This window comes from Bradyrhizobium zhengyangense (assembly GCF_022012435.1).
GTDB classification, from domain to species: domain Bacteria; phylum Pseudomonadota; class Alphaproteobacteria; order Rhizobiales; family Xanthobacteraceae; genus Bradyrhizobium; species Bradyrhizobium zhengyangense.
Window position 1 is genome coordinate 175934 of the sequence record NZ_JAKLUA010000014.1, and the last position, 9055, is coordinate 184988.

General features: G+C 63.3%; 8 protein-coding genes. 5 read left to right on the top strand and 3 right to left on the bottom strand.

The genetic code is table 11. The features are described from left to right. Positions 1-15: 15 nt before the first annotated feature. From L6637_RS31905 to L6637_RS31925, 5 genes are all read left to right on the top strand, one after another. Complete coding sequence (locus L6637_RS31905; protein ID WP_237864768.1) at positions 16-1125, top strand: S-(hydroxymethyl)glutathione dehydrogenase/class III alcohol dehydrogenase; 1110 nt, start codon at positions 16-18, stop codon at positions 1123-1125. Between the two features lie 30 nt (positions 1126-1155). After that, positions 1156-1719, top strand: coding sequence for an S-(hydroxymethyl)glutathione synthase (gene gfa / locus L6637_RS31910; protein ID WP_237864769.1), 564 nt, complete (start codon positions 1156-1158; stop codon positions 1717-1719). A gap of 635 nt (positions 1720-2354) precedes the next feature. Continuing rightward, a complete protein-coding gene (locus L6637_RS31915) occupies positions 2355-2807 on the top strand; it encodes a (2Fe-2S)-binding protein (RefSeq protein WP_128950514.1) in 453 nt (150 codons plus the stop codon). 1 nt (position 2808) lies between these two features. After that, positions 2809-5121: a xanthine dehydrogenase family protein molybdopterin-binding subunit gene (locus L6637_RS31920; protein WP_237873009.1), complete on the top strand. Its 2313-nt coding sequence runs from the start codon at positions 2809-2811 to the stop codon at positions 5119-5121. A 53-nt stretch (positions 5122-5174) separates the two neighbouring features. Beyond that, the gene (locus L6637_RS31925) at positions 5175-5438 is read left to right on the top strand and encodes a hypothetical protein (protein WP_237864772.1); all 264 of its coding nucleotides are present in this window, start codon (positions 5175-5177) and stop codon (positions 5436-5438) included. Positions 5439-5527: 89 nt separating this feature from the next. On the opposite strand, the gene L6637_RS31930 is transcribed toward L6637_RS31925, so the two are convergent. From L6637_RS31930 to L6637_RS31940, 3 genes are all read right to left on the bottom strand, one after another. Then, positions 5528-7252 (bottom strand): methanol/ethanol family PQQ-dependent dehydrogenase, encoded by a 1725-nt coding sequence (locus L6637_RS31930; RefSeq protein ID WP_237873010.1) that lies wholly within the window; start codon positions 7250-7252, stop codon positions 5528-5530. A gap of 129 nt (positions 7253-7381) precedes the next feature. After that, the gene (locus L6637_RS31935; protein ID WP_237864773.1) at positions 7382-8029 is read right to left on the bottom strand and encodes a Rieske 2Fe-2S domain-containing protein; all 648 of its coding nucleotides are present in this window, start codon (positions 8027-8029) and stop codon (positions 7382-7384) included. A gap of 262 nt (positions 8030-8291) precedes the next feature. Further along, the gene (locus L6637_RS31940) at positions 8292-8756 is read right to left on the bottom strand and encodes a group III truncated hemoglobin (protein WP_237873018.1); all 465 of its coding nucleotides are present in this window, start codon (positions 8754-8756) and stop codon (positions 8292-8294) included. Positions 8757-9055: the final 299 nt, after the last annotated feature.

Consider the following 9055-nt stretch of genomic DNA (forward strand, 5'->3'; position numbering starts at 1 on the left):
TTTGAGGAGTTACCGATGAAGACACGTGCCGCCGTCGCTTTCGAAGCCAAAAAACCGCTCGAAATCGTCGAAGTCGATCTGGAAGGACCGAAGGCCGGCGAGGTCCTGGTCGAGATCAAGGCGACCGGCATCTGCCATACCGACGCCTACACACTCGACGGTTTCGACAGCGAAGGAATCTTCCCGTCGATCCTCGGCCACGAGGGCGCCGGGATCATCCGCGAGATTGGCGCGGGCGTCACCTCGGTGAAGCCGGGCGATCACGTCATTCCGCTCTACACGCCGGAATGCCGGCAGTGCAAAAGCTGCCTGAGCCAGAAGACCAATCTCTGCACCGCGATCCGCGCGACGCAAGGAAAGGGCGTGATGCCCGACGGCACCAGCCGTTTCTCCTACAAGGGCAAGCCGATCTACCACTATATGGGCTGCTCGACCTTCTCCAACTTCACGGTGCTGCCGGAAATCGCGGTGGCGAAGATCCGCGAGGACGCCCCCTTCGACAAGAGCTGCTACATCGGCTGCGGCGTCACCACCGGCGTCGGCGCCGTCGTCAACACCGCGAAGGTTACGCCCGGCTCCAACGTCGTGGTGTTCGGTCTCGGCGGTATTGGGCTGAACGTGATCCAGGGCGCCAAGATGGCCGGCGCCGACAAGATCATCGGTGTCGACATCAACGACTCCAAGGAGGAATGGGGCCGCCGGTTCGGCATGACCGACTTCGTCAATCCCAAGAAACTCACCGGCGACATCGTCCCGCATCTCGTCACGCTGACCGACGGTGGCGCCGATTACACCTTCGACTGCACCGGCAACACCACGGTGATGCGCCAGGCACTGGAAGCCTGCCATCGCGGCTGGGGCACCTCGATCATCATTGGCGTTGCCGAAGCCGGCAAGGAAATCGCCACCCGTCCGTTCCAGCTCGTCACCGGCCGCAACTGGCGCGGCACCGCCTTCGGCGGGGCCCGCGGCCGCACCGACGTGCCGAAGATCGTCGACTGGTACATGAACGGAAAGATCCAGATCGATCCGATGATCACCCACACGCTCAAGCTCGAAGATATCAACAAGGGCTTCGACCTGATGCATGAGGGCAAATCAATTCGTTCAGTCGTCGTGTTCTAGCTCAAGCGTCACCCCCAAGGAGGATCGGCCATGACTGTTGCACTCCACCCATCGATCGATAACGGCCTCAAACAAGGTACCGGGCACTTTGCCGGCGGCACGCTCGCCTGCAAATGCAGGGATCATCAGGTCAAGGTCGGCATCAAGGGCGACGTGGCGCACAACCACGCCTGCGGCTGCACCAAGTGCTGGAAGCCGCAGGGCGCGACCTTCTCGGTCGTGGCCGTCGTCCCGCGCCAGAACCTCACCGTGCTCGAGAACGGCGACAAGCTCCAGATCGTCGATGCCTCCGCGGTGATCCAGCGCCACGCCTGCAAGGCCTGCGGCACCCACATGTTCGGCCGCATCGAGAACAAGAACCATCCGTTCTACGGTCTCGACTTCATCCATCCCGAGCTGTTCCAGGAACAGGGCTCGCAGGCGCCGCAATTCGCCGCCTTCGTTTCCTCTGTCATCGAATCCGGCGTGAAGCCCGAGCAGATGGCTGGCATCCGGTCGCGGCTGAAGGAAATCGGCCTCGAGCCCTATGACTGCCTGTCGCCCGCGCTGATGGATGCGATCGCGACCCACGTGGCGAAGGCCAAGGCCGCCTGAGCAACGTTGCCTGACAAGGCTGAGTGACAAGCCGCTTGACGATGTCCCGTCCGCTCGCTGGTTCGCCAGCGGGCAGGATGGGTGCGGCTCTCGAATGATCGCGGCCATCCTGCCGCCAGTGCACCATGCGTATGCGAGCGCGTTCCGCTCCCTCAGTCCTGGTCTTTGAATGACTGCGCAGTGTCGCCCTCTTCCGTCTTGAAGTCAGCGCGGCCTAGCGATTCTCCCTCCCTCGACTGAGGACTACTGCTTCGTCCGCTCAGTCCCTCTGGCGGACGAAGCTTTTTTGTCTTTCGATTTTACGACCGTCCGTCGCGCGACCTCATGCTGCGCCCTGCTTTTGACAAACCCAGGATGCAATCTGTTCACGTCAAGAACACCCGGCTGTGAACGCCGGTTCGACACGATCTCTGCTAGGGTCGCGTCGTCACGATGCCGCGCGAGTTCAATCAAATAAGAACAAAACGGGAGGTATCGAGCACATCCGGACATCACGATTCGCATTCCAGCTTCCTGCCGGGACCTGCCCGTGTGGGACGACGGGTTGGCGTGCGGTCACACGACGCTACGGACATTGCGCCGACCGAAATCGGCAATGTTGAAATCAGCAAGCTTATGAAGAGCGAGGGACGATCATGATCAAGGTGAAGATCAACGGCCAGGAACAGAGCTGGGATGGCGACCCGGATCTCCCGCTACTCTGGTTCCTGCGCGACGAAGCCGGGCTGACCGGCACAAAGTTCGGCTGCGGCCAGGCCCTGTGCGGTGCGTGCACCGTCATCGTCGACAAGGAGGCGGTGCGCTCCTGCATCACCTCGATCAACGACGTCGCGGGGCGCGAGGTTACCACGATCGAGGGGCTGCATCCGGACGGCGATCATCCCGTCCAGAAGGCTTGGCGCCAGGTCAACGTTCCCCAATGCGGCTTCTGCCAAGCCGGCCAGATCATGCAGGCGGCAGCGCTGCTGATGGACAATCCCAAGCCGTCACACGACCAGATCCGCGAGGCGATGTCCGGCAACATCTGCCGCTGCGGTTGCTACCAGCGCATCGAGAATGCCGTCCATCTCGCATCGACGGGAGTGTGACATGAATTTCATCGACAATCCCGGCAAGCTCCGTGGCTTCGAAAAGAACATTAAGGTCGAGAAGGTCTCGCGCCGCAGCATCCTGAAGGGGCTCGGCATCACCGGTGGCTTCGTGCTCGCGGCCCCCGTGATGACGCGCCAGGCCTTTGCCTATGAGACCGGCGCCGGCAAGATGCCGCATGGCGTCGTGGTTGATCCGCGCGTCTTCGTTGCGGTCGCGCCTGACGGCACCGTCACCATCCTCGCCCACCGCTCGGAGATGGGCACCGGCGTGCGCACCAGCCTGCCGCTCATCGTGGCCGAGGAGATGGAGGCCGACTGGTCCAAGGTCAAGGTCGAGCAAGCTCATGGCGACGAGGTCAAGTTCGGTAATCAAGACACCGACGGCTCGCGCAGTACGCGGCACTATCTGATTCCGATGCGCCAGATCGGCGCCTCCGCCCGCACCATGCTGGAGCAGGCCGCGGCCAAGCGCTGGAACGTGCCGGCGACTGAGGTGAAGGCGGTCAATCACGAGGTCGTCCACAGCGCCAGCGGACGCAAGCTCGGCTTCGGCGAGTTGGCTGCCGATGCCGCCAAGGAATCGGTGCCTGCTATCGAAGGGCTCAAGCTGAAAGACCCCAAGGACTTCCGCTATCTCGGCAAGGGTCAGGTCAGCATCGTCGATCTCCACGACATCACCACCGGCAAGGCCCGCTACGGCGCCGACGTGCGCCTGCCGGGCATGAAATACGCCGTGATCGCGCGCCCGCCGGTGACCGGCGGCAAGCTCACCTCGTTCGATCCGGACGCGGCACTGAAAGTGCCCGGCGTCGAAAAGGTGATGAAAGTTCAAGGCTGGCCGTGGCCATCGAAATTCCAGCCGCTCGGCGGCGTTGCCGTGATCGCGCGCAACACCGGCGCAGCGATCAAGGGCCGCGACGCGCTGAAGCTGGTCTGGGACGACGGCGCCAACGGCAAATACGACTCGGTCGCCTACCGCAAGGACCTCGAGGAGGCCTCACGCAAGCCGGGCCTGGTCGTACGCCAGGAGGGCGATGCGGATGCTGCGCTCAAGACGGCCGCCAAGGTCGTCGTCGGCGAATATTATTTGCCGCATCTCGCCCATGTCAGCATGGAGCCGCCGGTCGCGGTGGCCGACGTCAAGGGCGACAAGGCTGAGATCTGGGCGCCTGTGCAGAGCCCCGGCGGCACGCGTGAGGACGTCGCCAAGACGCTCGGCATTCCCGAGGGCAATGTCACCGTCAATGTCACGCTGCTCGGCGGCGGCTTCGGCCGCAAATCGAAATGCGACTTTGCGCTGGAGGCTGCGCTGCTGTCGAAGGAGCTCGGCGTGCCCGTGAAGGTACAATGGACGCGCGAGGACGACCTCCACCACGACTTCCTGCATACCGTCTCGGTGGAACGGATCGAGGCTGGCCTCGACAAGGACGGCAAGGTGATCGCCTGGCGCCATCGCAGCGTGGCGCCGACCATCGCCTCGACTTTCGCGGCCGGTGCCAACCATGCGGCATCGTTCGAGCTCGGCATGGGGCTCGTCGACATGCCGTTCGAGATCGCCAACATCTCCTGCGAGAACCCCGAGGCCGCGGCGTTCACCCGCATCGGCTGGTTCCGCTCGGTCTCGAATATCCCGCGCGCCTTCGCGGTGCAGTCCATGGTCGGCGAAATCGCGAATGCGACCGGGCGCGACCAGAAGGAGACGCTGCTGGCGTTGATCGGCAGCCCACGCATCGTCAAGCCCAACGTCAAGGACCTCTGGAACTACGGCGAGCCCTATGACAGCTACCCGATCGACACCGCGCGCCTGCGCAAAGTGGTCGAGCTGGTCGCCGAGAAGGGCGAGTGGGGGCGGACGGTGCCGAAGGGCCACGGCCTCGGCATCGCCGTGCACCGCAGCTTCGTCAGCTATATCGCGACCATCGTCGAGGTGGCCGTGGACGAAAAGGGCAAGCTCACGGTGCCACGGGTCGACACCGCGATCGACTGCGGCACCTATGTCAACCCGGAGCGCATCGCCTCGCAGATCGAGGGCGCGGCGATCATGGGCCTGAGCCTCGCCAAATACGGCGAGATCAGCTTCAAGAACGGCAAGGTCGAGCAGAAGAATTTTGACGGCTTCCAGGTCGTCAGGATCGACGAGGCCCCGCTGGTGACCAATGTCCACATCGTGCCGCCCGGGCCTGATACGCCGCCGAGTGGCGTCGGCGAGCCCGGCGTGCCGCCCTTCGCGCCGGCACTGATGAACGCGATCTTCGCGGCGACCGGCAAGCGCATCCGCGCGCTTCCGATCGGGAAGCAATTGGAGGCGTAAAGGAACAGACGCGGCCTCGCGCCGTTTCTCTTCGATCTGACAGGAGCAGATCGATGACCAATATCTCAAGGGCGCTCGCAGTCTCGCTGCTGTCGAGCGCCTTTCTTTTGACTGTTACGGCCGCGTTCGCGCAAAGCAGCACCACCACGCCGCCGACCACGGCGACGCGCCCCACCACGCCGGACCAGAGCTCGCTGCCCAACACCAGCGCGCCGCCCGCCTCGACCACCCAGACAACCGGGCAGAGCAGCACCGATCCGAAGATTCGGGAGATGAATCAGACGGAGAAGGACAAGGTGGACAGGCAGGGGAAGTAGGTCCGGTCGCACACGCAAAATGCGGCGGACGTTGCCGTCCGCCGCATTTGCCCCCTGTCGCTCCGCCGTCTTCGATCCGCCTGCGGAGCTTATTTCTTCAGCGCGAACACCCAGACCACGCCGCCTTGCGGCACGTTGGACTCGATGCCGATATTGTTGGTCGCGAGCGCATCCTGGATGCGCTGCGCGTCGACGCCCCAGCCCGACTGGATCGCGATGTATTGCGTCCCGTCGATCTCATAGGACATCGGCATGCCCATGATGCCGGAGTTGGTCTTCTGCTGCCAGAGCAGCTCGCCGGTCTTGGCGTTGAAGGCGCGGAAGTTGCGGTCGTTGGTGCCGCCGGCGAAGACGAGATCGCCTGCGGTTGCCGTGACCGATCCAAACATCTGCGACTTCGGGAAGTCGTGCTGCCACACCTTCTTGCCGGTCGCGGGATCCCAAGCCTGGATCTCGCCGAAATGATCGGCGCCGGGCTTGGTCTTCAGGCCGATGTCCTCAGGCTTGGTGCCGAGCCAGAGCTCGCCTGGCTTGAGCGGGATCTTCTCGCCGGTGAAACCGCCGCAGAAATTCTCGTTGGCGGGCACGTAGACGAGGCCGGTCTTCTGGCTGTAGGCCGCCGATGGCCAATCCTTTCCGCCCCATAGTGACGGGCAGAACTCCACGCGCTTGCCGACCGCAGGCTTGTGCGCGGGATCGACGATCGGCTTGCCGTTTTCGTCGATGCCCTTCCAGACATCGGTCGAGACGAACGGCCAGCCGGCGACGTAGTTGATCTTGGTCGGCGTGCGCTCGAGCACCCAGAAGATCGCATCGCGGCCGGGATGGACCAGGCTCTTGATGCTGCGGCCGTCACGCTGCAGGTCGATCAGCATCGGCGCGTCGACCTCGTCCCAGTCCCAGGAATCGTTCTGGTGATACTGGTGATAGGTCTTGATCTTGCCGTTGCCGGGATCGAGCGCGAGCACCGACGAGGTGTAGAGATTGTCGCCGGGATGCATCTCGCCGGGCCACGGCGCGGCGTTGCCGACGCCCCAATAGATCGTCTTGGTGTCCTTGTCGTAGGTGCCGGTCATCCAGGCCGAGCCGCCGCCGTTCTTCCAGTCGTCGCCCTGCCAGGTGTCGTGGCCGGGCTCACCCTCGCCGGGAATGGTGAAGGTGCGCCACAGCTCCTTGCCGTCCTTGGCATCGTAGGCGGCGACATAGCCGCGCACGCCGAACTCGCCGCCGGAGCCGCCGACGATGACCTTGCCATCGACGATCAGCGGCATCAGGGTCATGTACTGACCCTTCTTGTAATCCTGCACCTTGGTGTCCCACGCCACCTTGCCGGTCTTGGCATCGAGCGCGACGACATGGTCGTCGGTGGTGGCGAGATAGAGCTTGTCTTCCCACAAGCCGACGCCGCGGCTGGTCGGATGCAGCTGGAACAGATCGTCGGGGAGCTGCCGCTTGTAGCGCCAATATTCGTCGCCGGTTTTCGCATTCAGCGCGATCACCTGCCCCATCGGTGTTGCCACGAACATCACGCCGTTATTGACGATCGGCGGCGCCTCATGGCCCTCGACGACGCCGGTGGCGAATGTCCAGACCGGCGTGAGGTCTTTCACATTCGCGGTGTTGATCTGGTCGAGCGGGCTGTAGCCCTGCCCGTCATAGGTGCGCCGATAGAGCATCCAATTGCCGGGTTCCGGATTCTCCAGGCGCTGCTGGGTAACGGGCGCGTAATTCTCGATCGGGCCGGCGATTGCGGCGGTCGAGACGACACATGTGAAGGTGACGAAGCCGGACAGCAGTAATTGCTTTCTGGTCATGTACGTTTTCATGGACGTTCCCCTTTTCATCCGATTGAATTCTTGTTTTGAATTCTTGTCGTTCGTCCCGAAATCCGCCCCTCGGCGGATGCGGCCTCTCGTGAGGCGGGCCCATCCCCGCACCGTCCGTCATCCCGGCTGCGCGCCACCTACCTTTCCGACGAAGCCGCCCGCGACGCTGAGCGAACCGTCAGCGAGTGCCAGCGGCAGCGCGGCGAGCCGCCGCGGCGCCGGGCCGTACACCACCTGCGCGCCTTCGCGCGGGTCGTATTCGGAGTTGTGGCACATGCATTTGAAAACATCTTTGTCGCCGACATCGCTCTTGACCCAGGCGGTGACGGGACAACCGGCATGGGCGCAGATCGCCGAATAAGCGAGGATGCCGTCGACGGCACGCGCTTTGGTTTGCTCGTCGAGCTCGGCGGGATCGAGCTTGATGATCAGGAGCTCGTTGAGCCGCGAGGCGCTGCGCACCACCGATGTCTTGGGATCCTGCGGCCAGGCATGCACCGGCGGACCGCCGAGCGTCAGGTCAGCTGCCTTGATCAGCTTTCCTTCGCTGTCACCTTCGGAGAAGACGAGAAGGTCGCCCTTCTGCGGCCGCTCGTCCGAGCCGGGCGCATCTTCGCCCGCGCGCACCGGTGCGGAACAGCCGAGACACGCCGTGGTGGCGAGCGCACCGAGCAGCAGCGTTCGCCGCGTCTGCTCGGCGCAGGATTCGAGTTCCGCAATGTTGTCGGAGGATGACGATGCGATGTTGGTTGGTGCATTCGACATGCACAGTAGCAGGCGCTGGAACTCTGCCGAAATGAAGGCGAAGAATTGGCGCCGCAGCGCATCAATAAGGCTTTACTCGCTTTGATTGAACACGATTGCACGGATTCAAACGCGTTTTTGCCATTTCAACATCATGTCGCGCGATCGGCATGATGATTTTGCAGATCAGGTCGATGCTGTAGGAATTGGTGCAGCGCGTTTTCGCCACGCGATGCAACCGTTGAGCGATTCAACTGCACGTTATAAAGTCAGCTTCGCACGTTCAAGACCGTAGAACGTGGCGCGGCGACGCAATGCGACCAGCGATGGTGGCCGATGCCATCTCAAAACTGTCAGCGATGCGACGTGCCCTATCGATGAACAGGCTGGCCGCCGGCGGCGGGCAGACCTCGCGCGCAGTCTGTTCGAACAGGTCGAGCCAGCGGTCGAAATGATCGCCAATCAGGCTGAGCGGCATATGCGCTCGCATCGGCGAGCCGTGATAGCGGCCGCTCATCAACACCACCGAAGACCAGAAGTCTTTGAGCTTCGCCAGATGCTCGTCCCAATTCTGGACGATAGCAAAGACAGGCCCAAGCAGCGCGTCCTCGCGGACGCGGCCGTAGAAGCGGCTGACGAGTTCCCCGATCATCTCCTCGGTAATCCCGGTACGCTCGATCGCATCCAGGGTCAGCAGGTTCCGCCGCGCGGCCGCCGCCTCGCGCTCGGCCTCCAGTCGATCCGACATGTCCTTCGTTTTCCGTTTCGTTGTTCCCGCGAGCCGCCCGCTCAACATTGTCGGGCCAAATGCGCACGACGTCTTTGTCATGGCGCAAATTGCGGGATTGGGCGGAGCGGGCGTTTTAAGCCCGCCTGCCTGCCCTATGATCAGCATCGTAGGGTGGCAAAGGCGCACTTGCGCCGTACCCACCATCTCTCTCGATCGCGACAAATGCGTGGGCACGCTCCGCTTTGCCCACCCTTGTCTTAGCGCACCGGGCTAGAATGGCCTCGTTCCGTGAGGAATGGCCCAGCCCGGGTGGCCGC